The following is a 25,058-nucleotide window of genomic DNA, read 5'->3' on the forward strand; positions in this document are numbered from 1 at the left end:
CATTGACCCCAAATCAAGATCACACGGATCGGCCGTATCAGTGCGTTTTAGTCCTAATGGCCGGCGCTAATGGACGCCAAGCCTTAGCGACGACTTGACAGCCATCGCGTTTAGTTGCAAATGATTTGCAAATGCAGAGTAAGGACACTATTCGAATGGACGAACGGGCGCCAAAAACATTCACCGGCTGGAGCCGCGGCGGCGGCGAGTCGTCGCTCTCAGATGTCAACCGGTCGATCCCGGTCAAGGGCATGGCATCCAAATGGCGCCGCGCCGTGGCCTTTATCGGGCCGGGCTATCTTGTCGCCGTTGGCTATATGGACCCCGGCAATTGGGCGACATCGCTCGCCGGTGGCTCCAAATTCGGCTATACGCTGCTGACCGTTGCACTGATCTCCAATATCATGGCCATCGTATTGCAGGCGCTTTGCGCGCGCCTTGCCATCGCTTCGGGTCGTGATCTGGCCCAGGCCTGTCGTGACGCCTTTCCCAAGCCGGTAGCCTATGTGCTGTGGTTTCTTGCTGAAATCGCCATCATCGCCACCGATATTGCCGAGGTGATTGGCACCGCCATCGGCCTTAACCTGCTTTTTGGCATACCGCTTGAAATTGGTGTATTGATCACCGCGCTCGATGTCTTCCTGATCCTCTACCTGCAAAAACTGGGTTTCCGCTGGGTCGAGGCGCTGGTTGTCGGATTGCTGGGCGTCACTGCAGCCTGTTTTTTCGTCCAGATTGCGTTGGCTGACCCCAACTGGGGTGATGTAATCCGCGGCTTTGCACCGACCACGGAAATCGTCAGTAATCCCGAAATGCTCTATCTGGCGCTCGGTATTCTTGGTGCCACCGTCATGCCACACAATCTTTATCTGCATTCGGGCATTGTGCAGACCCGCGACTATGGCAACAGCTTGCCCGAAAAACGCGAAGCCTTGAAATTTGCCACCATCGATTCAACGGTGGCGCTGATGTTGGCCCTATGCATCAATGCCTCGATCTTGATCCTTGCGGCGGCAACATTCCACGTTGCGGGACAAACCGACATTGCTGAGCTTGAGCAGGTCCATTCCCTGCTGGCCCCGGCCCTTGGGTTGGCGATTGCGCCCACGCTCTTTGGCGTAGCGTTGTTGGCGTGCGGCATCAACTCGACGGTCACGGCAACCCTGGCCGGGCAGATCGTCATGGAAGGGTTTCTCGACATCAAACTCGCGCCGTGGCTTCGGCGCCTGATCACTCGGGCCATCGCAATCGTGCCCGCAGCCGGGGTTACCATCTGGTACGGTCAGTCCGGGACGGCTCAATTGCTGATTTTGAGCCAGGTCGTACTGAGCCTGCAACTGTCCTTCGCGGTGTTCCCGCTGGTCATGTTTACCGCTGACAAGAAAAAGATGGGCGCAATGGTCGCGCCAAAATGGCTGATTGCCTTCTCGCTTGCCATCGCCATTATCATCGCCGTGCTCAACATCAAGTTGATATATGACTTCCTGGCGTTGGGATAATCACCGCTTCGGCGCCCGAACTACTGCCCGGCGTCGCGCCCGCGCCAGCCCAAAAGCCGCATGGCGTTGGCCGTTACCAGCACCGTGGCGCCGGTATCAGCCAGTATGGCTGGCCATAGCCCGGTAATCCCTACAATCGTCGTTACCAGAAACAGTGCCTTCAGCCCCAGCGCCACGGTAATGTTCTGCTTGATATTGGCCATGGTGGCCCGCGACAGCAGCATCATGTTGGCGATATCCAGTACCCGCCCGTGCAGCACCGCCGCGTCGGCGGTTTCAAGCGCGACATCGGTGCCGCCCCCCATCGCAATGCCAACGTCAGCGGCGGCCAGCGCTGGTGCATCATTGATCCCGTCGCCAACCTTGGCAACCATTTCGCCGCTGGCCCGAAGTTCGCCGACAATGGTCTGCTTGTCCTCAGGCAATAGTTCGGCGCGCACCTTGATGCCTAATTGAGCGCCGATGGCACGGGCGGTTTGTGCGTTGTCGCCGGTCAGCATGACCGTTTTTGCGCCTAACCCACCGATGGCGGCAAGGCCCTCGGCAGCATCGGAGCGCGGTTCGTCGCGCATGGCGATGATTCCGGTCACCACGTCATTTTCCACTAGTACCGAAACGGATTTTCCGGCGTCGTTGAACTGGCTGATTTGTTGGTCCAGACCAGCGGACAGTTGGACTCTCTCTCGCGCTGCTCGGGGCGACCCCAGGAACAGGTCGATCCCATCTACGGTGCCGACAACGCCCTTGCCGCCAATTGCTCGCGCATTGGAGGCTGGGGCAGGCGCAACGCCCCTTGCGGATGCTTCAGCCAGAATGGCTTTGGCCAACGGATGACTTGACCCCGTTTCCAGTGCCGCTGCCAGACCCAGCACGTCCTCGGCGCTTCGTGAGCCCGCGACAATGTCGGTGACTTTCGGCTTGCCGGCGGTCAGTGTGCCGGTTTTGTCCAGCGCCACCATGGTAATCGAACCCACTTGCTCGAGCACCGCGCCTCCTTTCATTAGCAAACCCTGTCGCGCCCCCGCCGATAGTGCCGCAGCGACGGCAGCCGGTGTTGAAATTACCAGCGCGCAAGGACAGCCGATCAGAAGGATTGCCAGGCCTTTGTAAATCCACTCGTCCCATCCAGCGCCCGTCACCAGCGGCGGCACAGTGGCGATAAGCGCCGCCACAATCATCACGCCCGGCGTGTAGTAGCGCGAGAACCGATCAATGAACCGCTCCGTCGGCGCTTTGGATTCCTGGGCATGCTCAACCAGCGCAACGATCCGGGCAATCGTGTTGTCGGCGGCTGCGGCTGTGACGCGCACACGCAGCGCAGCGTCGTGATTGATGGTGCCGGCAAATACCTTGTCACCCACCTGTTTTTGCCGGGGCACAGATTCACCGGTTACCGGGGCCTCATCGATCGCACTTTGGCCTGACAGGATGACGCCGTCGGCAGCAATCCGGTCGCCGGGCCGAACCAGAATGATGTCATCCAGCGCCAGCGCCTCGGCTGACACGTCGCGGGTTTGGCCATCGCGTTCACGTAACGCAACTTTGGGCACCAATGTTGCCAACGCCTTGATGCTGGCGCGCGCGCGTCCGGTCGCGACGCCTTCGAGTAACTCCCCGATCAGGAACAACAGCACGACAATTGCAGCTTCTTGCGCCGCATTGATGAAGACCGCACCAATCGCGGCGATGCTCATCAGTGTTTCAATGGAAAACGGGCTGCCGTTGATCGCGCCGCCATAGGCACGCCGCACGATCGGGACCAGCCCAACCAGCATGGCCGCAACATATGCCCACTGCCCAAACTGGGGCAGCAACTGCGCGATGACGAAGGCAATGACAACGGCCACCGCGCTCAATGCCGCCAATCGGGCCTTGTCGCTTCGCCACCATGACCCATCCTCGGACCCATGATCATGCCGGTGCATGCCTGCGAGTTCGTCGGTCGACCCGTCTCTCGTGTGTTCCTGATGACTGGCCGATTCGCGAGGCGCTGAATCCTCACCAATTATTGTTGCCGTGTAGCCGAGGCTTTTTACCTTGCCTGCAATGTCATCTGGCGCGGTATCCAAGTCGTGATCGACCGTCATCATACCCGCGACCACCGAAACACTGACCTCGGAGACGCCGGAAATCCGGCGCGTTGCCCGATCGACCTTGGTCGCGCAACCGGCGCAATCCATGCCTTCGATGCGAAAACGCGTGGTGAGTGATGCTGTCATCGTCCGGACTCCTTGAATTTCTGTCTCAAACGCTACATCCTCTAGCCACTATAGGAGCAAGCCAGAAATGCCGAACGATTTTGCCATTGGTGAGGTGGCGCGCCACACTGGGGTCAAGGTGCCCACCATTCGATATTACGAACAGATCGGCCTGTTGCCGCGCCCGACGCGGACTGCCAATAATCGCAGGGTCTATGATCTCAACGATCTCAACCGCCTCACCTTCATTCGCCACGCGCGCGAACTGGGTTTCGACGTCGACGCCATCCGTACCTTGCTGGCTTTGCAGGATCAGCCCCAGCGATCCTGCCAACAGGCCGATAGTATCGCCAAGGCCCGGTTGATTGACGTCGAACAGCGTATCGCCAGTCTTGGCGCGCTCAAGGCCGAACTCGAACGCATGGTGTTGGGCTGTTCGCACGGTCGCGTGGAAGATTGCCGGGTGATCGAAATTTTGGCGGACCACGGCCAGTGCCGCCATCATCAACATGTCCCGGCGTGACAATTTGCCCAACCCTGCACTATTCGGCTTGGTGAACGGATTCTGAATTTCGGGTTCAGGCCCGGTTCGAACCAGCTGCGCTATTCCTCCTGACATCGGCAACAAAGGTCACAGGGACCCGCCGCAATCAGGAGAGAAAAATGACCCGCAATATCATCATCACCACCGCCCTCGCCGCCATCTTGGCCATCAGCGCCGCCCCGGCCATGGCTAACAGCGTATTCCTCAATCAGTCCGGCTTCGGCAATGCCGCTGGCGGCGCCCAGATTGGTGTAGACAACCAACTCGGTATCTTCCAGAACGGCGCCTTCAACCAGGCCGTTGGCCAGCAGAATGGCAATCACAATACTGGTGCTATCGGCCAGGACGGTTTCAACAATTACGGCGAAACCAACCAGAATGGTAGTTTCAACCAGGCCGGCGTCGGCCAGTTTGGTGACAACCACACCTCGGTCCTGAGCCAGGACGGGAATGGCAACGTCGCTGCCGGCGTACAGGTTGGTAACGGGTGTAGCGCCGATGTTCAGCAGCACGGTGTCGGCAACGTCTCCGCCTTTGTTCAGGCTTGCCCTTGATCCGGATTTGCAGTGAATATCGTAGGCCGGGAGGCTTTGCCTCTCGGCTCATCGCCCGACCATCCAAGTCAGGAGATAGTATAATGACCAAACTCAATATTCGCCTCGCCTTGCCGGCTCTTGCCGGACTGGCCATCCTCGGCTTCGCCGTCACCAGCGGCCAGGCCGATACCGCCAACGCAGACCAGCTGCGCTGTGGACTTGAAACCACAACCAGCAACGGAACGGTTGCGCTCGAAGCCCGGTTGGTGTCGCCGACTGATCTGTCTGGAACCTATCGTCTCAGCATCATCAGTTCGGGCCCATCTGGACGTTCCAATATCAATCAGGGCGGTGGCTTTTCCGCCCGTGCCAACGAAGACGTCGTCCTCGGTCGCGTCAGTCTCAACTCCAATGCCAAGAGCAATGTCGACTTCGAGGTTTCGGCCAATGGGGCAACAATTGATTGCACCGACAGCGCCAATCAACTGCGCTGAAAAACGCTGCCTACACCACTGAACAGGGCTCCATCTCGGGGCCCTTTTTCGTTGTCGGGCGGATTGTGAAATTGGCTGAACCAAAGATGAATATGCCGCTCCGGATGGGTTCACTCTAATAGGCGCATTCTCCTGTCATCGGCTGGATAACCCAGCACCCAAGCGACCAACAGGAGAAACATCATGATCAAGAAAATTGTCACCGCCGCCGCCGTCGCCCTCACAATCGGTGTGACCGGTCTCGCCACCACGGTACCCGCCACAGCCGGGGGCCAGGTCTCAGTCAGCTTCATACCCAGCGACCCCGAGCAGGCACAAGCGCTTGGCATGGGCCTGCAGATGTTTTCGATCGTCAAAGGCCTTTCCGGCCAGGGCGCCGATGTCAGCCAGAATGGCAACAACAATGCCGCCGGCGTTGCCCAAAATGGTTCGGGCAATCATGGCTTGATCATGCAGGAAGGTGACGGTCACACCGGCACCATCAACCAGAATGGCAACAACAACAGCTGCGGCTTGTTTCAGTTTGGTGAAAATACCAATGCCCAGTGCGCCCAGACCGGCGACAACCAGACCAGCCTCACTACGGTGTTCGGTTTCTAGAGTTTCCAATGCTTGCACCGCGCGGGGCCAACTGGCCCCGCTCGCTTCATCCCCGCTCAACGCAGAGCGCAACGCCCATGCCGCCGCCAATGCATAGCGTCGCCAGACCCTTGGCGGCATCACGTCGCGCCATTTCATGCAGCAAAGTTACCAACACCCGCGCGCCCGACGCGCCAATCGGATGGCCGATTGCGATGGCCCCCCCATTGACATTGACCTTGTCCATATCCCAGTCCATTGCCTGATTGACCGCACAGGCCTGCGCTGCGAAAGCCTCGTTGGCCTCGATCAAATCGAGATCGTCGGCGCGCCATCCCGCCTTTGCCAAAGCCTTGGTTGAGGCGGGGATCGGTCCGGTTCCCATGATCGAAGGGTCAACGCCCGCCGTAGCCCATGAGGCAATGCGCGCCATCGGTGTCAGATTACGCCGCGCCGCCTCCTCGGCATGCATCAAAACCAGCGCCGCCGCCCCGTCATTAATGCCCGACGCATTGCCTGCGGTTACGGTACCATCCTTGTCGAACGCCGGGCGCAGGCGCTCCAACGCCTCGAGCGTCGCATCGGCTCGGATATATTCGTCCTTGTCCACGACCAGATCGCCCTTGCGAGTTTTGACCGTGACAGGGGTGATTTCCCGATTGAAATGACCGGCCTGTTGCGCTGCCGCAGCCTTTTGCTGGGACGCCAGCGCAAAACTGTCCTGCGTGTCACGATCAATGCCGAACTGACGGGCGACGTTTTCGGCGGTGATGCCCATATGGTAACCACCAAAGGCATCGACCAGTCCGTCGACCATCATCGTGTCGACCAGAGTAACCGGCCCCATTTTTACCGGTGCCCGCAACTGCTGACAGTGCGGTGCCAGCGACATGGATTCCTGGCCGCCTGCAACAATGATCTTTGCGTCACCCATGGCAATTTGTTGCATCCCCAGCGCCACCGCTCGCAAACCCGAGCCACAGACCTGATTGACGCCCCAGGCGGTTGCAGCTTGATCGATACCCGCGCCAATGGCGGCCTGCCGTGCCGGGTTCTGTCCCAGGCCTGCCGCTAACACTTGGCCCATGATGGTTTCGTCGATTTCGGTGCCATTTACCCCGGCGCGTTCCATTGCCACCCGGATGGCGGTGCTGCCCAGCGATACGGCCGAAATGGTAGATAGGCTGCCCATGAACGAACCGACGGGCGTCCGCGCCGCACTGACAATGACAATGTCGCTCATGGCTTTTCCCGGTCCAGAGCAATCTCAAAATGCGCCTCGGTCTTGGCGGTGATTTCGTCTACGCCAACCCCTTCGGCACACTCGATCAAAACCATTTTTGGTGCCTCGCGACGTTCCACCGTGAAAACGCCAAGATCGGTAATCACCAGATCGGCAACGCGCTGTCCGGTCAGGGGCAGGGTGCAGGTCTTGAGAAGTTTGGGCGCGCCTTTGGCCTCATGCTCCATCACCACAACGACGCGCTTTACCCCAGCCACAAGATCCATGGCGCCACCCATGCCCTTGACCATTTTGCCTGGAATCATCCAGTTGGCCAAATCGCCATTTTCCGCCACTTGCATCGCCCCGAGGATCGACAGGTCGATATGTCCGCCCCGGATCATGCCAAAGCTGTCGGCGCTGGAAAAAAAGCTGGTCATGTCCAACTCCGTGACCGTCTGCTTGCCAGCATTGATCAGGTCCGCATCTTCTTCCCCCTCAAACGGGAACGGCCCCATTCCCATCATGCCGTTCTCGCTTTGCAACCGCACGTCCATGCCATCAGGGATGAAATTGGCCACAAGCGTTGGAATGCCGATGCCCAGATTGACGTAAAAGCCGTCCTGCAGTTCCTGGGCGGCGCGGGCCGCCATCTGTTCGCGTGTCCAGGTCATTATTTCGCCTCCGCCGATTGCCGCGCCCGCACGGTGCGCTGCTCGATATGTTTGGTTGGATTGGCAATTTCAACAATGCGCGAAACAAAAATGCCAGGCGTGTGGATCTGATCCGGCTCCAGCGTGCCGGTTGGCACCAGATGCTCGACTTCGGCGATTGTTACGGTGCCAGCGGTGGCCATCATCGGGTTAAAATTGCGTGCCGTCTTGCGATAGACGAGATTGCCTTCATGGTCACCCTTCCAGGCATGAACCAGCGCCACGTCGGCCACCAGGCCCCGTTCCATGACAAATTTCTCACCATCGAACTCGCGCACTTCCTTGCCCTCGGCAATCAACGTGCCCACTCCTGTCTTGGTAAAAAACGCCGGTATGCCAGCGCCGCCAGCGCGGATGCGTTCGGCCAGTGTGCCCTGTGGATTGAATTCCAGTTCCAGATCGCCAGACAGATATTGTTCGGCAAACAGCTTGTTCTCGCCAACATAGGACGAGATCATTTTTTTGATCTGCCGCGTTTCCAACAGCCGTCCGAGCCCGACACCATCGACCCCGGCATTATTGGAAATGACAGTCAAATTCTTGGCGCCCGAGCTTTTGATGGCCTCGATCAGGGCTTCGGGAATGCCACACAGGCCAAAGCCGCCCGACATTACCACCATGCCATCTGACAGCAATCCAGCTAGCGCCTCTTCGGCGCTCGTATATATCTTTTGCAAAGTCTGACCTCCCTGGCATCGCCAGCCACGCGCAAATTCAGTCCGCATTCAGCGGCAGTTTTGTCCACGCTATGCCTTGTTTGATCTAGGAAGTTAGTAGTATTTATACCCTATGGCTCAATCTATACTCGCACACAGCCCCATTCCGCGACCGGCCTCCCAGTACCAGTTTGCCCTGGCAGACATTCCTGTCCCAATGGTCTATGCGACCCACCGCATTATTCGAGACTGCAATATCGAGTTTGCATCCTTGTTCGGTCTTGAGCGTCAGGATCTGCTGGATCAGAGTTTTTCCCGACTTTACCCCGAGATCGCCGACTTCGTACGTACTGGTGAGATGTGGCGTCACCATTTACCGGGTGGGCAGGTATATTATGACGAACGCATCATGAGTGGTGCCGGGGGGCAGCGCTTCTGGTGTCGCGTCAACGGCCGCAGCCAAAATCTTGCTGATCCATTTGCTGAAGCACTCTACTGCTTTGAACCGATGACCCGGCCGGTCAGTGCCGCCAGCATGACCCTGACCGGCCGCCAGCGTCAGATACTGACCTTGGTTGCCCAAGGCAAGACCAATGCTGCCATCGCCACCGAACTGGATCTGTCGCGGCGCACCATCGAAGCGCACCGCGCCCGGCTCATCCGGACGATCGGCGTACGCAACAGCGCCGAACTGACCGCATGGTTTTCGTTGAACCACGAGACATGAGTTTCAGTATGGAAGTCGGATTGTCGTTAAAGGGACATCAGGGCCATTAACCACTGCAATGCGCTATAAAGCAGGCACCAGCCCGGCATTCACCTCAATCATGTCGTCCAGCAAAGTGCCAGGCGAGCAGTTTGAGCTTCTGAATGAAGGATCCAGGGCAATAGATTCAATGGCTGCTCGCCGACTGCCCAATGCCCCCTCAACGCTAAGCTTGTGGATGGCCACCTGCGTCGACAACCATTGTTGAAAAAACAACGGCACCTCGGCAATCGGCGAGGTTAGCGCAATGCCCTTATCCGAGACCCACGCGGGTAATTCGACAATGGCGTCGTCAGGCAGGAACGGCAACCGACCTTCGTTTCGCGTGTTCCCGGACAGATAATGGTACGGCTCGGATTTGCCGCTGAGTGCCAGAATAATATCAAAAATCTGTTCTTGTTCCTCGTCTGCAATAAAGTGGGCCGGATCAGTCGCCGGCGTCGGTTTGCCCGCGCTGGCCTGGCGCACCGCGAGTACGCCGGTGGCGTCCCGTGGCCAGGTGTTGAAATGGCTGTGCTTCCACATTCGACCGTTGGCATAAGGCAAATAGTCATAATTGTGCCAGATGCCGTGACCGATCACTTCGCCCAGCTCTTCAAACATTTTGTACTGGGTGAAGTCGGTGCTACTCCACTCTTCCCTTTCCGAATCGGAAATGTTTGTCTTGATATGGTTGAGCAGGTCAGTGTTGGTGGGCTTGTGCAGCAGTTTTTGCACAATGTGAAAATGATTGATGCCGGCCACATGAATATCCAGTTCCGCCGTCGGTAATTTCAGCAGGCCGGCCATGCTGTCCTTGAGATGGAGGGTGCCATGGCAGTGACCGACGACACGCCGGAAATTGAGCGCAGAATCCAGTGCCATCACAAGGCGCGGCATGGGATTGTTGATGACGTGAACCCAGACCTCGGAGTTGCTGTCCTGGGCAGCCCTCGCAATATCCAACAATGGCGGTAAATGGCGCATCAACGCCATAAGCGCTCCAGGCGTTGCTGTTTCGCCTTCGACAAAGTCGATCCCATGATCCTTGAGCACCCAGCATGTTCTCAGGAACGATGCGGGAAAATCTACCGCAAAGGCGCACAGAACATGGTCGGCACCCTGAACCGCCTCTCGTGCCATCGAATGTATCGAGACAGAGTGGTTTTTCCCACACCGCTTGTTGAGTGCTACAATCAGTTCCTCGAGCCGCGTCGATGCGGCGCTATCAATATCCATCAGCCTGAAATGGATATTTTCGGCGTTGGACGACTGAAAAACGGCCCGGACAAGACTAAGTGCGAATCTGCTTCCACTGCCAACAATTGCAATGGACAGGTTATTTGTGCTCGACACCGACGTCTCCCGCTGGATAAAACCGCATCAGGTGTGCTAAATTAGCATTTATGGGATAAATAGGTCAAGAGGTGAACGGTGAACAACTCATCGGGATTGCGTTCAAGAGTTACCGAAACGATCGCCGGATGGATCTTGTCAGGTGAGATGCAGCCGGACGCAATATTACCGACCGAAGCGGAACTGAGCATCAAGCTGGGGGTCGGCCGCAACACAATACGCGAAGCGATAAAAGTACTGGGCTCCAAAGGCCTGCTAGAAACGCGCACCAAGCGCGGTTCAAAGGTAAGCCCACGTGCAGCTTGGAGCCTTGTTGGATCCTGAAGTTGTAAAATGGCGACTGGCGGTCGACCAGGACGTCTCCTTCATATTAAGTCTATGTGACGTGCGAATGATTATCGAGCCTGCCGCGGCAGCGCGCGCCGCGAAATTTGCTGTTCCCGAGCAGTTGGTACGCATGTCCGATGCCCTGGAGCGCATGGCGATTGCGAAAAGCGCCAATAGCTACACCTCGGCTGATATGGAATTTCATGCAACCATACTCGAGGCGGCCGGAAACGAATTGCTGCTTCAATTGGGATCGGCGCTTGATGCGGCGCTTATTGCCAGCCGCAGGGTTACGTTGGCCATCGACAACAGCGCCGTGGACACTATCGACATTCATCGCAAAATACTCGAGGCAATATCGGACAAGCAGCCCGATGTGGCGAGGGAATCGATGGAAAAGCTGATTTCCATCACCAGTTCGCACGTCATGGCAGCACTATCCCGCAAGGCGGTGGTCGAAGAGCAGCAATATTCAGCTGTCTGAACCCCTGGCCGGCCTGATGAACAACGCCGGCGAAGTGGGGCTATGTGGGTGAGGGCCAGAACTTAGTAAGGGTCAATGGCGTCGCGCAATCCATCGCCCAGCGCGTTGAACGCAAAAACGGTTATCAGCACAAACAGCACCGGCGACAATATCCACGGATACGACCCGATGACCGAGAATGTTCGGGTGTCCTGGAGCATGAGGCCCCATGAAATCATGGGTGGTTTCACGGCAAATCCAAGAAAGCCGAGAAAGCCTCTCCAGCAATACCACGGTGGGGACTGCCAACGTTACCGATACAATCACGTGACTCAGCACGTTTGGCAAAATGTGTTTAACAATGATACGACCATCGGATGAGCCGACTGCAACCGCTGCACGCACATATTCGATGCGAGCCAGTGCCAGCGTTTTGGAGCGCACTTCCCGGCTCAGTTGCGCCCATCCCAATACCGCCATCACGCCGATAACAAAGGCCAGAAATATGTTGGACGGCGCGGTAACCGGAATCAGGCTGGTCAGCGCCAAATAGAGCGGCAACTGTGGAAATGCCAGGACAAAGTCCACAAGTCGCTGCAGCCAGCTATCAACCGGACCACCAATATAACCCGACGTTATCCCGACCAGGGTGCCCACAATTGTCGTCAAACTCACTACAATCAGCGCGATCATCAAACTCGTTCGTGACCCCAATATGCCACGCGACAGAATATCCCGGCCAAATTTGTCAGTGCCCAGCAGATGCAACGGTCGGCCGTCGGTTGAACCGAACAAGTGCACATTTCCAGACACCACCCAGAACAAGGTGTAGGAATATCCTTGGACAAACAATCCGGTAGGGGTGGGGTTGTCCTTGATCGGGCCCGTCAGCGGTTGGAACGTAACACTGTCGAATTCACCGGTTTCTCCGATGGGATAGACATAGGGAATAATGCCGACTTGGCCTTGTGGGTTTTCAAGACTTATTGTGTCGGGAGGGGCGAACGGCAGATTGGTCGCCTTCGGGTCTACGATTGCGAAGAAATCTGCAAACACCGAAACGATCAAAAGCAGTGAGACCAGTATCAATCCCGCCATGCCCATCGGTGATCGGCGAAAGCGCCGCCAGACCAGCTTGGCATAGGTCTCGTCGTTGCGCGCACCGGAGCGTGTGTCTTGTGCTGATTCAGGCGCATCTGGCTCTCGTATGTCGTCGTCTCGCTCGTGAGGCGTAGCGTCCAATTTGTCTGTCATGACGCACCGCCCCCCAAACGAATCCTTGGGTCGAGTGCCACCAGCAACAAGTCGGAAATAATGTTGCCGACCATCAGCGTTGCCGCCAGAACCAGCATGAAACTCGCGGTCACATACACATCGCCAACCGACATGGAGCCGACGATTGCCGGCCCTACAGTGGCAAGACCAAAAATGATGGCGGCTTCGATTTCGCCGGTAAGCATGTAGGGTAGAACGATCCCCTGGTAGGCGACCAGTGGATGAAGGGCGTTCGGCACAGCGTGCCGCATCACCACGGCGCCTTCAGAAAGGCCCTTGGCGCGCGCCGTCTCGACATATTGCGAATTGAGCACATCGAGCAGGTTTCCCCGCATTACTCGCATATTGTAGGCAAGACCGCCAAACGTGGCGATCATGACGATCGGCCAGATGTGCTTGACCAAATCAACGAACTTGTCCCAACTCCAGGGCGCGCCGCCATATCGGGGCGAAAAGAAGCTGCCGATTTCCTGGGAATGGAAATGAAACGCTAGCAGATAAACAACAACCAGCGCCAAAAGGAACCGGGGTACGGTCATGCCGATAAATGCGATGGCACTCGCAACCGTATCGACCCATGAATAGGGTCGGGTGGCCGCGAGGATACCAAGCCCGATACCGATTGCACTTGCGAGCAGGTGCGAAACCAATGCTATGGCGATGGTGGGCGGCAATCGGCTCGAAATCAGGTCGGCCACCGGCCGGTTAAAGTAAAGCGAATGGCCGAAGTCAAACCGCGTCACGATCCCGGTAATCCAAAACAGATACCGAACGGGAAGCGGCTGGTTTAGCCCATGGGTTTCTCGATATACCTCAGCCTGATGCGCTGCCTGCTCGACTGACGCCCCACCCTGATTGATAAGCGTAGCCTGTATATAGTCTGCGTAGTCTCCCGGTGGGGCTTCTATGATAGCGAAGGTGACAAAGCTGAGCGCCAACAGAACGGGGATTGACGACGCGGTTCTCAGGATCAAAAATTTCAGAATTTGCAGCATTTTTGCCCGAGCCTTAGTAAGCTGGTTGGGCGGATGGCAATCGCCACCCGCCCGCCTCTTGGGAGTAACTGTTATAGTCCGACCGGTCCATCCGATCCCGGCGCGCCCGGCAGGGTGTCGGGGAACAACTCGTAGTCCTGCTGCTTGTCCGCAGCCACATACATCCGCTCGCGGAAAATGCTGTCCACGTCCCAGTTGAACAGGAAGATTGGCAGGCCCGCAGCCACGTTGGAAAACCTCTTGTTCAGGATGTGGCCACCCGAATATTGGGTAAGGCCGATTGCATAGAGGTTTTCGGTATAGAGCTGCTGATATGTCTTCATCAGAGCGATCCGCTCGATTGGATCATTGGTCGCGATGAAGCCGTCCACCACATCCGCCAATTCCTGCTCGAATGGCAAAAGGTCAAGCTCATCGTCTGTGCCAACCCTGTGTTGCAGGGCAACCCTTGGGCCTGTTGGGGCAAGTTCGGCAGTATTTTGCACAACCGACACCAGAGATGAGCCATTGCGGTTGATCACCCAGTCAAAGTCACCGGCGTTCCTTGCCGCCTGCAATTGATTGTCGGCCATATAGCGGCCAATGATCTTAATGCCAATCTGCTCCATCTGAGCAATCACCGCGTCGGCGAGGCTGCGATCTGTTGCAAAGTCGGTGTTGGCGAGCAAGGTGATCTGGACGTCCTGTCCACCCACGCCTTCGGCGTCGGCAGGGAAGTTTACAAACCCGTTGCCATCCGTATCAATTAGCCCGGCTTGCTCAAGGAGCGTTTTGGCACCTTCAGCAGAATATGGATAGTAAACCGTTGAAGCGGCATCATAATAGGTTGTTCCAGCATAGAGACCGCCAGGATAAATGGCCGTGAACGGCCCTTTCACCAATGAGTCGCCAATGGCTTCGCGGTTGAGCCCGTATGAAATCGCTTTGCGGAAATCAATGTTCCGGTTCAATTCACGAACCGCCTGAGCGCGATCATCGGGCTGTCCCCAGCCATTTGCCGATAGGTTCGGATAAAGCGAATAACCAATGGTTCGCGCACCAAATGTGACGGTCGCCGGCGCATCCGGTTCGGCGGCGCGTTTGAGAACTTCAACGAAGTTTTCAGGCTGCTCGAGATTGGAAATATCGGCAGTGCCTGCGATGGCCTGCACGTCACGATCCGCCCATGTCGATAGCTTGTAGTGAATTTCCGAGAAGTAGGGCAGTTGATTGCCGGCCTCGTCTACCTTCCAATAATAGGGATTGCGCCGCATGACGATGATATCGTCGGGCCGATATTCGACCGGCACCCATGCGCCCATTACCGGGTAGTTCATATATTCGGGTGGAAAGGCGTTCTTGAAGTCCTCATAGGTGTTGTCCGGGTTATATTTCGGATGCTCCGGCTTCAGCAGATGGGCCGGACCCGGACAAAAGTCGCCATAGGCCATCTGATACAGCACTTGCTTGGGAAACGGTGTCTTGAACGTCCAAAGCACCGTGTTGTCGTCAACTTTTTCCAGGGTAGTGCCAGCGCCAAAAGTTTCCTGGGTCGTACCAGTTACGGGCGTCAGGTTGGGATCAAGAATATTGTCTTCCCAGTAAAACATGACGTCGTCGGCATTGAATGGTGCGCCGTCGGACCATTTGGCGCCTTCAATCAAGTGCATTGTGAGTTGCAGTCCGTCGTCGGACCACTCCCAGCTTTGTGCCAGATTGGGCAGTGGCTCAAGTTCCTCGGCACGCACCTGAAACAGCGGGCCCGTACGAGTCAGACATTCGAACATGCCGATGTCGATGCCGCCCCAGCCTTGCGACTGGCCAGCCTGAAAGTTCCATCCCTCCGGGCGCGCGCCCACAACATGCCGCATGACATCGCCATAGACGCCAATGCCGTCTGGCATGGCAGCGGTTTTGAATACTAGGGGCTCATTGGGTAACCGGTCCTTGACTGGTGGTAACTCACCCTTGGCGACCATCGCGGCGACAAAATCCGGTTCATGGTACTCAGGCAAGGCTTCATAGTCGTACAGGTCTTTGGCACCCAGAAAATTTGGAAAGGCCTGTGCGTCGAAGCGGGGTGGATCTGGTGGTGTAGTAGGTGCCGGCACGGTTTGCGCGAGCGCACTGGTGCACACGCCACACATCAAGCCTACAATCGCAATTCGTAGCCTATCGCTGGACATTTCGCCTTCCCTCCCAAAATTTCCAATTCCTTAACTTGCATTAATGGGATAAATAGGTCAATAGAAAAGTCGGAGTATATCTGCTGGTCAATTTGTGTTGTCTCGTTGGCAGGCGGGGTGGGTAAAAACCCCTCGCGGGAACGCCGCCGAAAATGATCACTGCCTGCTAAAATCAGGATGTTTGGCCACCTGACATATTGCGTTCTGACTTATGGGCCAGGCACCTATACCATAACAGTTGGCGGTCTAATGGCTATGACGGGTTACGCGTGCCCCTCGACGGCCCTTGAGGAAATCAAGGTCTGCACCGGTGTCGGCGCCACCGACATGATCAATATAGAGCCTTGGCGTAGCCGCTTGCTGCCTGCGGCGGCTGCGGCACATGACGTCGCAATCGCTCTTCAACCTCCGCGTCAGAGACGTCTAGATGTATGCGCCGGTTTGCGACATCCACTTCAATCATGTCGTCATCGCGCACAATTGCCAAGGGACCAAGCATGGCGGCTTCCGGAGAGGCATGCAACAAAACCGTTCCATAGGCAGTGCCGGACATGCGCGCGTCGGAAATCCTGACCATATCGGTTACACCTTTGCGCAATATTTTTGGTGGCAGTCCCATATTCCCAACCTCGGCCATGCCGGGGTACCCCTTGGGGCCACAATTTTTCAACACCAATATGCAGTTCTCGTCGACATCGAGCGCTTCATCATCGATGCGATTTCTATAGTCCTCGATCGTCTCAAAAGTTACTGCCCGACCCCGATGTTGCATCAGTGCCGGGGTCGCCGCAGACGGTTTGATGATCACGCCGCCCGGCGCCAAATTGCCCTTCAACACCGCGATGCCGCCATTCTGGGTCAGGGCCCTGGCGGGCGACAGGATGACATCGTCGTTCCAGTTTCTAGCTGTCGAAATATCCTCGCCGATACTTCGCCCCGAGACCGTGATCGCGTCGCTGTATAGGTGGCCAATGTCGGCCAATTGCTTGAGAACAACAGGCAGACCGCCAGCGTAAAAGAACTCTTCCATCAGATACTTGCCGCTTGGCCGAAGGTTCACAATGGTCGGAACGCCGTTGCCGACCTTGTCCCAATCGTCAAGGGTCAGCTCGACGCCAATTCTACCCGCCAGCGCCAGCAGGTGGATCACCGCATTCGTACTCCCACCAATTGCAGCGTTGGTCTTGATGGCATTTTCGAACGCTCGGCGTGTCAAAATATGGGACGGTTTGAGATCATCCTTGACCATGTCGACAATACGGCGTCCGGTTATCTGGGCCATGACCCTGCGTCGGGCGTCGACTGCTGGAATTGCGGCATTGCCACTAAGCGTCATGCCAAGTGTTTCGGCCATGCTGGCCATCGAACTTGCCGTGCCCATTGTGTTGCAATGCCCCGGCGAGCGTGCGTGGCCTTGCTCGGTTTCGATAAAGTCATCCAGCGACATTTCTCCGGACCGCACCATTTCCGAAAAACGCCAGACATCGCTGCCCGAAGCCAGATCCTCGCCTCTGAACTTGCCATTCAACATTGGTCCGCCGGTGACCATTATCGTGGGAATATCAACGCTCGCCGCACCCATGAGCAGGGCAGGAGTTGTCTTGTCACAGCCCGCGAGGAGCACAACCCCGTCCATGGGATTGCCTCGAATGGCTTCCTCCACATCCATTGAAACCAGATTTCGAAACAGCATGGCAGTCGGACGCAGCATGCTTTCGCCGGTCGAAAAAACCGGAAACTCGAACGGCACTCCACCTGCCTCATAAACGCCTCGCTTTACCCGTTCGGCGATATCGCGCAAATGGCCGTTGCACGGGGTAAACTCGGACCAGGTATTGCAGATGCCGATAATCGGTCGACCGTCCAGAGCGTCATCTGGCAAACCTTGGTTTTTGGCCCATGACCGGTGGATGTAGGTGTGCTTGTCACCTTTCTCAAACCAATCTTGTGAGCGCAGCCTGCGCGGCCAATTTGCTTTTGAAAAACTCAATGCGCCTACACCCATCCGCCATCAACGATAAAATTCTGGGCCGAGCACATTTTCGCCTCATCAGATGCGAGGAACAATGCCATGGCGGCAATGTCCTCGGGCAAAACGTGGCCGACCAGACATTGGCTTTTGTCAATCAGTTGCTCTGCTTCAGCATCGACCCATAGCGTTTTTTGCCGCTCGGTCATCACCCATCCAGGCACCAGCGTATTAACCCGGATGCCATGCTTGCCCAGGTCCCGTGCCAATGTTCGGGTCAATCCGTGCAACCCCGCCTTGCAGGCTGCGTAAATCGGCAGGTTCCCCGACGCCATCATCCAACTGACTGACCCGAAATTTACAATTGACCCGCCACCCATTTCGATCATGCTCGGCGCCACCGCTTGGGCCGCGAACATTGCGTGGCCAAGGTTGACCGCGATGGCGCGTTCGTAAGTTTGTTGCGTCAACTCGTCCAATCGCATGCGCTGATCGTTGGCGGCATTGTTTAGCAATATCTGGCAGGGTCCATGAGCGCGCGCGAAATGCATGATCGCGTCATGGTAAGCTGCAAAGTCCGTTATATCGCACGCTTGAAACTCTGCCTTGGCGCCGTTGGCCGCCAGCTCAGCGGCCAACGCCGAACCCCGTTGGGCGTCGATATCGACAAATCCAACCCGCGCTTTTTGGGCGCAAAAGCCGCGAACCAGTGCCGCCCCGATGCCGGTTGATCCACCGGAAATGACAACTGCGACATCTTTCAGACTTTCATAGTGTGTGTTCAGCATCATCGACCCCCGCCATACGGGTTGAGCCAGACTCGCCCCTCATTGCGCTCCCCTCGTCATGGGTCCCAGTGAAGCCACGCATTGATGTTCTCGATCATGTTCAACAACAATTGTGTCAGTCTGGTAATATTTATCCTATTTGTGTGATAAATAAAACTATTATGAACGCCATTGACTTGGCAAGTGAAATTTGCCGCCGGTCAGAAAAATGCCTGTTCCGTTCCCTATTGTTTGGCTCACACGGGACAGTGGCGGCCCCAACGCCGCAGCTGTTATGTGGTCACATTGGATGTGATGATGATTGCAATGTTCTGATGCCGGAAGGAGGACTTTGTGCAATGAGCAGGAATAACGAGCCTAGTCAGTGCCTATCTCAAGGACAAGAACGACGGGGCAATATCACTGTTCAACGAATTTCGCGACGCTGCGCTTGCCGCCGGTACAGAGGTGGAAGAGAAAGTCTCCAAAACCATGGTTGCATGGAAGGGCAAACGCACATTTGCGACAGCCTATGTGAAAGGAAAATACCTGGAATGCACCGTGGATCTGCTGCACGCGATCGAGCACAAACATCTCAAGGCCTCGTTCCCCACGACCAAGAAGGTGGTCACCAACCGTTTCACGTTGGAACCGGGCGAAACGGTGGATGAGCAGATGACAGCCTGGCTGAAGGAAGGCTTTGAAGATGTGGGACCTGGGACCGGTTCCAAATCGTAGTTTTCTTGGCAACCCCAAACCGGAGCCGTTGCAGCATTTTCTCTTGCGTCCAACGACCAGGTTGGCAGCGGGCGCAATAGTGTGGGTTGAGATATCCCAGCACACGTGAATCAGTCGCGCGTCGGGTTCAATATTGTCCAGCATCGAAATCTTGGCCACCGGCACGGTGAGGCGGCTGTCTCGCCGCGATGGTGATGTTGACAGTTTGACTCACTGATATTTTGTAATATATTACACCATATCACCAAGGGAGATATTTTATGAGGAAACTTGCTATTGCCCTGCTGACTGTGGCCGGCCTTGCCGCCACGGCACCCGCCCATGCCCAGGATGGCTGGCCCCAGCGACCCATCACCATCATCGCACCCGCTGGCGCCGGCGGTGGCACCGACGCCGTCGCGCGCCTACTCGCTAATGGCCTTCAGGAGGAACTCGGGCAACCCGTTAATGTGGTCAATCAGGGCCAGGGTGGCGGCGTCGTCGGGTTTACGACCATCACCGGCGCCGATCCTGACGGCTACACACTCGGGTTGATATACAATTTCGCGCACTACCAGCCCCTTGAACTCGGCGACTTCAACGCGGCGGATTTAACGCCCATTGCCCAGGTGAATTTTGATCCGGCTGGCTTCCAGGTACCAACGGATTCGCCATGGACGAACATTTCGGCCGCGCTTGACGACATCAAGGCCGATCCGGGCAAATACAACATTGCGTGCGGTGGCGGATGCGGCGGTTCGTGGCCGATTGCCCTGGCGACGCTGCTAAAGGAAAAGGGCGTTGATCTCTCGGCGGTGCATATGATTTCAGGCACCGGTGCCGCAGCGGCGCTGCAGGAAATGGTGGCTGGCGGCTTTGACGTCGTACCCTGTTCAGTGCCCGAGGCTGGCTCGCTCATCGAGGCTGGTCTTGTGCGCAGCCTCGCCGTGTTCGGCGGCGAGCGGCTCAAGGCCTTCCCTGACATTCCAACCCTTGCTGAAGAAACCGGCATGAACCTCGAACTCGGTGCCTGGAGAGGCGTCGTAGCTCCCGCTGGACTTCCTGACGACATCGCCCAGAAACTGGAAGCCGCCGTGAAAACGGTTTACGAAAGCGACAGCTTCCAGGAAGCCATGGTCAATCGTGGTTTTGGTTTGCGCTGGAGAAATGCCGCAGACTTTGGCGATTTCATGCAGTCCGAGGAAGTCAGCGTTCGCCCCCTCGTCAAGGATCTCGGCCTCTAGGTCGCTCTTGGCATAAATGTACCCGGTCGGCGTTTTTGTCGGCCGGGCGTTTTTGGGGAGGGCTCTTTTGACCCATCGTTCCGACCTGTTTACCGGCGGCTTTTTTGTTGCGCTCGGACTGTTTCTGATCGCATTTGCCCTCCCCATGCGCCCGCCCGCGCATGTGCCTTATGGACCGGGCTTCTTCCCGGCCATCGTTGGCGCACTTATGATTTCAATTGGCCTTCTGGTCGCTTGGCAGAGTAGACACGGATCAGCGGACGACGCAGGCGGCGTAGTTATTCGGGATGAGGTTATCCCTCGAAAGGAGCGCGCGGGGCCACGTCTCGCGATTGCCGCGTTCGTGCTGACCCCGGTCGCCTTCGTTATGCTGGTTCCGTTTCTTGGATTTCTTATCGCCATGCCGCTCATTATGGGGACGCTAATTGGTCTGTTGCGCGGGCGATGGGTGTCCTCGTTCATCGTCGCGATCATTGTAACCTTGCTGTTGCAAACCATGTTTCAGGAGGTCATGCGGGTGCCCCTGCCTTGGGGGCTACTGGAGCCATGGTCAGGGGTGCTGACATGGATGTAATAATCAAGGCGCTGGGTCTCCTTGCTGATCCGACAGTCATCTTGGGTATGATGGCCGCCGCCATTTACGGACTCTTTGTCGGATCGGTACCCGGTCTGTCCGCCACTATGGCTGTCGCGCTCGTCATTCCTATTACGTTTTTTCTCGATCCGGTGCCGGCTCTTGCCATCGTCATGAGTCTGTCTGCAATGGCGATTTTCGCCGGTGATATTCCGGGTGCCCTCTTGCGCATTCCCGGTACCCCTGCCTCGGCCGCCTACGCCGATGAGGCGTTCAAGATGACCAAGAAGGGTGAAGGGGCACGGGCGCTTGGCATCGGGTTGATTTGTTCGGCATTTGGCGGCGTTGTCGGGTCGCTCGTATTGTTGTTCGCGGCCCCGTCCATGGCCCGTATAGCGCTTCAGTTTTCCAGCTACGAGAAATTCTGGCTCGCGTGCCTGGGCCTGACCGCTGCCGTAGCCGTCAGCCAGGGACGATGGTCCAAGGGCGCATTGTCGCTGTTGTTCGGACTGGCGGTGGCCCAGATCGGGCTTGACCCGGTTTCGGGGCAGCTCCGTTTTACCTTTGGCATTCCCTCCCTGTCAGGTGGCTTCAGCTTTGTGCCGGTGCTTATCGGCTTCTTTGCGGTGCCTGAGCCTCATTCGCTATGCGGCTGGTGACTCCCCGGCGCCTCCGGTAGCCAAATCAAGAGTTGCAGACCTGTTCTCCGGGGTCGGCCGCGAACTGATGCGCTTAAAATGGGGGATCGGGCGCGGTGCCGTTATCGGAACAATAGTAGGTGCGATTCCCGGCGCTGGTGCGGACATCGCAGCCTATGTTTCATATGCGATATCGCGCAGGATTTCGAAGAACCGCGACAAGTTCGGCACGGGCATTCCCGACGGGATCGCGACTGCCTCAGCATCGAACAATGCCTCAATCGGTGGTGCGCTCGTACCGGCCACAGTCTTCGGCATTCCCGGCGACAGCCTGACAGCGGTCATCATCGGCGTGCTCTTCCTCAAGGGCCTCAATCCCGGACCAACGGTGTTTCTGGTTCATCCCGAATTGATTACCGCTGTATTTTTGGCATTTCTCATCGCCAACATCATGATTGTACCGTTCGGCTTTGCCGCCATCTATTCCTTCCAATACGTCCTGCGTATTCAGCGGGCTATCCTTATGCCCTGCATTCTCGCCTTTTGCATGGTGGGCGCTTTTGCTGTTGAGAATACAATGTTCGCAGTAGGCACAATGCTGGGAATGGGGGTTTTTGCCTACATCTTTGAAGAACGCGGCTATCCGCTGGCCCCGGCCATTCTCGGTCTGGTCATTGGCCCCATGCTCGAATCGACCTTCCTGCAGTCGCTGGAGCGCGGGCGCGGTAACTATATTGCCTTTTTGGAGCGACCCGTGGCGGCTGGACTTGCGACGTTGACGATTTGTCTTTGGCTTGTCCCACTTGCGCTGGCACTGCTGCGCTGGTGGGGACGCAGGCGCGAGGTGTCACGTTGATCAAGGGAAGTGCAATGTCAGCGACCGGCACCGAAAGTCTTGCCGAATCCGCCTACCGTCTGATCGAAGAAGAAATCGTCATGCTCAGATTGGCCCCGGGGGCGATGACGACAGAGCAACGCATGTGCGAACATCTGGGCCTCGGGCGCACACCCGTGCGTGAAGCATTGCTGAGGCTTGCCGGTGGGTTCCTGGTCACCATCATGAATCGGCGGGGCGTCTACATCCGTCCGATAGAAGTCGAATACGCCTTGATGACCGTTGACGTACGCCGCTCCGTTGAACGGTTGCTCGTACAGCGAGCCACCCGCTACGCCGATGACTTCGAACGGCGCCGATTTTATGCCATGGCCGACCGCATTGAAGAAACGGCCAACAAGGCTGATATTATTGGCTTCATGCGTGCCGACGACGAATTGAACCGGCTCGTTGGCAAGGCGGCGCGTCACGATGTGGCAGCGCGCACGGTTGCGCCGCTGCACTGTGTCAATCGCCGACTGGGTTATCTTTATGCTGGAGATGAAGGCAAGGGACTTTCCTACACCGGCAAGGAACATGCACACATGATGCGCGCCATCGCCGATGGTGATCAGGCAGCAAGCGAGCGCGCGCTAGACAATCTGCTCGACGCAACGGTCACCATAGCCCATGCCATTGGTGAACTCAGCGAAGAAAGAGCGCTCTCATGAAGGTTGTGCTCTACGGCAGTCCGGTAGCCAACAGGCGCGACTGGCTGGCCGATCAACTTGGACCCGGATTTGCAGTCGAAACGCTGTCATATGACGCGCCGGTTGCAGACAAGGCCAAAATGATGGCGGGCGCATCTGCGCTGATCGGTGTGCGTTTCGACCTGCCCGACGCCAAGAAACTAACATTGGTTCAGGTGCCGGGCGCCGGATGCGACGAGGTCGATCTGAGCCTACTGGCCGACAACACCACCCTTTGCAATGTGCATGGTCATGACGCTGCCGTGGCCGAATTTGTTGTCCTGCAAATGCTGCAATGGTGCCACCGGGCAGACAGCGCCTCGACAGAGTTTCGGGCCGGTTCGTGGGCCCGCTCCAGTCGGTTCGGTGCCACGCCCCACAAGGAACTCAGCGGATCGGTGGTCGGCATTGTCGGCTATGGCGGTATCGGCCGGGCCGTCGCTGATCGATTAAGAGCCTTCGGGGTGACGGTGCTCGCCGCCAATCGCAGTCCTGTGGACCCAAGAGGACTCGATGGCGTTTATCGGCTCGATCAGCTGGAGGAGATGTTTGCTCGTTGTGATTTCGGCGTGCTGTGTGTGGGCTTGGCGCCAGAGACGCACCATCTCATCGGCGCGGTCGACCTCGCTGCGCTCGGACCCGATGGCGTGTTGGTCAATGTGGCGCGCGGTGGGATTGTCAACCAGAATTCGCTTTGGCAGCAACTCTCGAGCGGGCAACTCGGTGGTGCAATTCTCGATGTCTGGTATCAATATCCATCGGGTGCTGCCGATCGCACGCCGCCCGCGCGTCATCCGTTTCTTGAACGCGACAACGTCATGCCGACACCCCATATCGCCGGCTGGACCCAGGGCACCGTCGCCCGTCGTTGGGCCGATATCTTGGAAAATGTGCGACGGATAGGCACCACCCAAGCGTTCCTCAATGTCGTAAAGGAAGGCCGATCATGACGAGCGCGGCGACACTTACCCATGGCGTATATCCGATCCTCTATGCCCTGTTCAACGCAAACGGGCAGCTTTGGCGCGAGGGCATGCGCCGTCAAATGGCCTATTGCCTCGAGATGAAGGTCGCCGGGATCGCAACGCTTGGCCTTGCAACAGAAGTTCGGAACCTGAGTGCCACGGAGCGCCGGACCGTGCTTGAGTGGAACCTTGAGGACATCGCTGGCCGGGTGCCTCTCGCTGTAACGATTTTCGCACCGACCGCGGATCAGCAGCGGGACGATTTGAGTGCCGCAGCTGCCGCAGGTGCCGATTGGGCGATAATACAACCGCCTACCGAGGCTCGGGATTCTGACGATCTTATGCGCCTGTTCTCCAAGCTTATTGACCATGCAGCGCTGCCAGTTGCCATTCAGAACGCACCAGCTTTTGTCGGTGTCGGGCTTGATCCAGTGCAACTGGCGGAACTGGCCCGGCGTCACCCCAATCTTGTTGGCGTCAAGCAAGAGGTTTCAGCCGTGGATACCGCCGCTCTGCGCGACATGCTAGGCGACCGGTTGAGCATATTCTCGGGACGCGGGGGGCTCGAGCCTTGTCGACGGATTGCGGGCCGGTATTCATGGCCACATTCCCGCACCCGAATATGCGGACCGTCTAACCGACATCTGGCACTTGGCCGCTGCAGGCAAGACCGATGACGCCTATGCCGGTTATGCCCGCGTCCTGCCCCTCGCGACATTTGTCATGCAGGGCTTGGACACGCTACTGACTTACGGGAAGTTGTTGCTCTGCGCGCGATTGGGGATCGATTGCCACTGGCGCGAAGGGAACACGCGGCCGACCAGTTTCGGCATAGAGGCGCTGGCAGGGCATTG

Annotated in this window: 24 protein-coding genes and 2 pseudogenes; 16 read left to right on the plus strand and 10 right to left on the minus strand. The window is 57.3% G+C overall.

The window, feature by feature from the left end; all coding sequences use genetic code 11:
• Nucleotides 1-155 precede the first annotated feature (155 nt).
• Nucleotides 156-1,499: an Nramp family divalent metal transporter gene (locus PSQ19_RS16095; RefSeq protein ID WP_282220722.1), complete on the plus strand. Its 1,344-nt coding sequence runs from the start codon at nt 156-158 to the stop codon at nt 1,497-1,499.
• A gap of 20 nt (nt 1,500-1,519) precedes the next feature.
• Here PSQ19_RS16095 and PSQ19_RS16100 read toward each other — a convergent pair whose 3' ends face one another.
• Nucleotides 1,520-3,718, minus strand: coding sequence for a heavy metal translocating P-type ATPase (locus PSQ19_RS16100; RefSeq protein ID WP_282218564.1), 2,199 nt, complete (start codon nt 3,716-3,718; stop codon nt 1,520-1,522).
• 67 nt (nt 3,719-3,785) lie between these two features.
• Here PSQ19_RS16100 and PSQ19_RS16105 point away from each other — a divergent pair, with 67 nt between their 5' ends.
• The 4 genes from PSQ19_RS16105 (at nt 3,786) to PSQ19_RS16120 (ending at nt 5,871) form a co-directional block, all read left to right on the plus strand.
• Nucleotides 3,786-4,220: a MerR family transcriptional regulator gene (locus PSQ19_RS16105; RefSeq protein ID WP_282218565.1), complete on the plus strand. Its 435-nt coding sequence runs from the start codon at nt 3,786-3,788 to the stop codon at nt 4,218-4,220.
• Nucleotides 4,221-4,360: 140 nt separating this feature from the next.
• On the plus strand, nt 4,361-4,795 hold the full coding sequence (locus PSQ19_RS16110) for a curlin (RefSeq protein WP_282218566.1): 435 nt from the start codon (nt 4,361-4,363) through the stop codon (nt 4,793-4,795).
• A gap of 83 nt (nt 4,796-4,878) precedes the next feature.
• Complete coding sequence (gene csgH / locus PSQ19_RS16115) at nt 4,879-5,271, plus strand: curli-like amyloid fiber formation chaperone CsgH (RefSeq protein WP_282218567.1); 393 nt, start codon at nt 4,879-4,881, stop codon at nt 5,269-5,271.
• Between the two features lie 183 nt (nt 5,272-5,454).
• Nucleotides 5,455-5,871, plus strand: a complete 417-nt coding sequence (locus tag PSQ19_RS16120; RefSeq protein ID WP_282218568.1) for a curlin — start codon at nt 5,455-5,457, stop codon at nt 5,869-5,871.
• Nucleotides 5,872-5,917: 46 nt separating this feature from the next.
• Here PSQ19_RS16120 and PSQ19_RS16125 read toward each other — a convergent pair whose 3' ends face one another.
• Genes PSQ19_RS16125 through PSQ19_RS16135 form a run of 3 tightly spaced genes read right to left on the minus strand, consistent with a single transcriptional unit; the run spans nt 5,918 to nt 8,462 of the window.
• Nucleotides 5,918-7,093 carry an acetyl-CoA C-acetyltransferase gene (locus tag PSQ19_RS16125; protein WP_282218569.1) on the minus strand — a complete coding sequence of 392 codons (1,176 nt, stop codon included), beginning with the start codon at nt 7,091-7,093 and terminating at the stop codon, nt 5,918-5,920.
• The gene (locus PSQ19_RS16130) at nt 7,090-7,746 is read right to left on the minus strand and encodes a 3-oxoacid CoA-transferase subunit B (protein WP_282218570.1); all 657 of its coding nucleotides are present in this window, start codon (nt 7,744-7,746) and stop codon (nt 7,090-7,092) included. The genes PSQ19_RS16125 and PSQ19_RS16130 overlap by 4 nt, the downstream gene beginning before the upstream one ends.
• Nucleotides 7,746-8,462 (minus strand): CoA transferase subunit A, encoded by a 717-nt coding sequence (locus tag PSQ19_RS16135; RefSeq protein ID WP_282218571.1) that lies wholly within the window; start codon nt 8,460-8,462, stop codon nt 7,746-7,748. The genes PSQ19_RS16130 and PSQ19_RS16135 overlap by 1 nt, the downstream gene beginning before the upstream one ends.
• Before the next feature lie 112 nt (nt 8,463-8,574).
• Here PSQ19_RS16135 and PSQ19_RS16140 point away from each other — a divergent pair, with 112 nt between their 5' ends.
• Nucleotides 8,575-9,168: a LuxR family transcriptional regulator gene (locus PSQ19_RS16140; protein WP_282218572.1), complete on the plus strand. Its 594-nt coding sequence runs from the start codon at nt 8,575-8,577 to the stop codon at nt 9,166-9,168.
• 63 nt (nt 9,169-9,231) lie between these two features.
• Here PSQ19_RS16140 and PSQ19_RS16145 read toward each other — a convergent pair whose 3' ends face one another.
• The gene (locus PSQ19_RS16145) at nt 9,232-10,542 is read right to left on the minus strand and encodes a family 4 glycosyl hydrolase (protein WP_282218573.1); all 1,311 of its coding nucleotides are present in this window, start codon (nt 10,540-10,542) and stop codon (nt 9,232-9,234) included.
• A gap of 78 nt (nt 10,543-10,620) precedes the next feature.
• On the opposite strand from PSQ19_RS16145, the gene PSQ19_RS20005 reads away from it, so the two are divergent.
• A complete protein-coding gene (locus PSQ19_RS20005; protein ID WP_407649013.1) occupies nt 10,621-10,866 on the plus strand; it encodes a FadR/GntR family transcriptional regulator in 246 nt (81 codons plus the stop codon).
• Nucleotides 10,856-11,353 carry a FadR/GntR family transcriptional regulator gene (locus tag PSQ19_RS16150; protein ID WP_282218574.1) on the plus strand — a complete coding sequence of 166 codons (498 nt, stop codon included), beginning with the start codon at nt 10,856-10,858 and terminating at the stop codon, nt 11,351-11,353. Before PSQ19_RS20005 ends, PSQ19_RS16150 begins: the two co-directional genes overlap by 11 nt.
• Before the next feature lie 62 nt (nt 11,354-11,415).
• Here PSQ19_RS16150 and PSQ19_RS16155 read toward each other — a convergent pair.
• From PSQ19_RS16155 to PSQ19_RS16175, 5 genes and pseudogenes are all read right to left on the minus strand, one after another.
• A pseudogene (locus PSQ19_RS16155) lies at nt 11,416-12,541 on the minus strand (ABC transporter permease).
• 41 nt (nt 12,542-12,582) lie between these two features.
• Nucleotides 12,583-13,602, minus strand: a complete 1,020-nt coding sequence (locus PSQ19_RS16160; RefSeq protein ID WP_407649014.1) for an ABC transporter permease — start codon at nt 13,600-13,602, stop codon at nt 12,583-12,585.
• A gap of 71 nt (nt 13,603-13,673) precedes the next feature.
• Nucleotides 13,674-15,767, minus strand: a complete 2,094-nt coding sequence (locus PSQ19_RS16165; RefSeq protein ID WP_407649015.1) for an ABC transporter substrate-binding protein — start codon at nt 15,765-15,767, stop codon at nt 13,674-13,676.
• 246 nt (nt 15,768-16,013) lie between these two features.
• A pseudogene (locus tag PSQ19_RS16170) lies at nt 16,014-17,772 on the minus strand (IlvD/Edd family dehydratase).
• Nucleotides 17,763-18,527 (minus strand): SDR family NAD(P)-dependent oxidoreductase, encoded by a 765-nt coding sequence (locus tag PSQ19_RS16175; RefSeq protein ID WP_282218575.1) that lies wholly within the window; start codon nt 18,525-18,527, stop codon nt 17,763-17,765. Before PSQ19_RS16175 ends, PSQ19_RS16170 begins: the two are co-directional and overlap by 10 nt.
• A 345-nt stretch (nt 18,528-18,872) precedes the next feature.
• Between PSQ19_RS16175 and PSQ19_RS16180 the strand changes: the two genes are divergently transcribed.
• The 8 genes from PSQ19_RS16180 to PSQ19_RS16215 all read left to right on the plus strand — a co-directional run bounded on the left by PSQ19_RS16180 (nt 18,873) and on the right by PSQ19_RS16215 (nt 24,881).
• The gene (locus tag PSQ19_RS16180; RefSeq protein WP_282220725.1) at nt 18,873-19,241 is read left to right on the plus strand and encodes a DUF5655 domain-containing protein; all 369 of its coding nucleotides are present in this window, start codon (nt 18,873-18,875) and stop codon (nt 19,239-19,241) included.
• 260 nt (nt 19,242-19,501) lie between these two features.
• Nucleotides 19,502-20,464, plus strand: coding sequence for a Bug family tripartite tricarboxylate transporter substrate binding protein (locus PSQ19_RS16185; RefSeq protein WP_282218576.1), 963 nt, complete (start codon nt 19,502-19,504; stop codon nt 20,462-20,464).
• Between the two features lie 67 nt (nt 20,465-20,531).
• Nucleotides 20,532-21,038 (plus strand): tripartite tricarboxylate transporter TctB family protein, encoded by a 507-nt coding sequence (locus PSQ19_RS16190; RefSeq protein WP_282218577.1) that lies wholly within the window; start codon nt 20,532-20,534, stop codon nt 21,036-21,038.
• Nucleotides 21,029-21,697 carry a tripartite tricarboxylate transporter permease gene (locus tag PSQ19_RS16195; RefSeq protein WP_282218578.1) on the plus strand — a complete coding sequence of 223 codons (669 nt, stop codon included), beginning with the start codon at nt 21,029-21,031 and terminating at the stop codon, nt 21,695-21,697. Before PSQ19_RS16190 ends, PSQ19_RS16195 begins: the two co-directional genes overlap by 10 nt.
• 67 nt (nt 21,698-21,764) lie before the next feature.
• On the plus strand, nt 21,765-22,532 hold the full coding sequence (locus PSQ19_RS16200; RefSeq protein WP_282218579.1) for a tripartite tricarboxylate transporter permease: 768 nt from the start codon (nt 21,765-21,767) through the stop codon (nt 22,530-22,532).
• Nucleotides 22,533-22,546: 14 nt separating this feature from the next.
• Nucleotides 22,547-23,221: a GntR family transcriptional regulator gene (locus PSQ19_RS16205; RefSeq protein ID WP_282218580.1), complete on the plus strand. Its 675-nt coding sequence runs from the start codon at nt 22,547-22,549 to the stop codon at nt 23,219-23,221.
• Nucleotides 23,218-24,189, plus strand: coding sequence for an NAD(P)-dependent oxidoreductase (locus tag PSQ19_RS16210; protein ID WP_282218581.1), 972 nt, complete (start codon nt 23,218-23,220; stop codon nt 24,187-24,189). The genes PSQ19_RS16205 and PSQ19_RS16210 overlap by 4 nt, the downstream gene beginning before the upstream one ends.
• The gene (locus PSQ19_RS16215; RefSeq protein WP_282218582.1) at nt 24,186-24,881 is read left to right on the plus strand and encodes a dihydrodipicolinate synthase family protein; all 696 of its coding nucleotides are present in this window, start codon (nt 24,186-24,188) and stop codon (nt 24,879-24,881) included. Before PSQ19_RS16210 ends, PSQ19_RS16215 begins: the two co-directional genes overlap by 4 nt.
• Nucleotides 24,882-25,058: the final 177 nt, after the last annotated feature.

The sequence above is a fragment of the Devosia algicola genome (assembly GCF_028816455.1).
In the GTDB taxonomy this organism is placed as follows: domain Bacteria; phylum Pseudomonadota; class Alphaproteobacteria; order Rhizobiales; family Devosiaceae; genus Devosia; species Devosia algicola.